The sequence below is a fragment of the Gleimia coleocanis DSM 15436 genome, assembly GCF_000159015.1.
Taxonomy (GTDB): domain Bacteria; phylum Actinomycetota; class Actinomycetes; order Actinomycetales; family Actinomycetaceae; genus Gleimia; species Gleimia coleocanis.
Genome location: NZ_DS999567.1, coordinates 1 through 230 on the forward strand (window position 1 = coordinate 1; position 230 = coordinate 230).

At 51.7% G+C, this 230-nt stretch carries 1 protein-coding gene; it reads left to right on the forward strand.

Going from position 1 to position 230, the window contains the following annotated elements:
• Nucleotides 1-230 (forward strand): POT-type proton-dependent oligopeptide transporter (locus HMPREF0044_RS07700; RefSeq protein WP_006547573.1); only part of this gene is annotated, 230 nt, incomplete at both ends.

Sequence of the window (230 nt, forward strand, 5' to 3'; positions counted from 1 at the left end):
AACTACCGTAACCTGCTGCTGACCATTATTGGTGTTGTGGCACTGATCGCTATCGCCACCTGGCTGCTGCACAATCAGGAAGTTGCGCGTATGGCGCTGGGCGTTGTTGCCTTCGGTATCGTGGTTATCTTCGGTAAAGAAGCCTTCGCGATGAAAGGTGCTGCGCGTCGTAAAATGATCGTTGCCTTCATCCTGATGCTCGAAGCCATTATCTTCTTCGTGCTGTACAG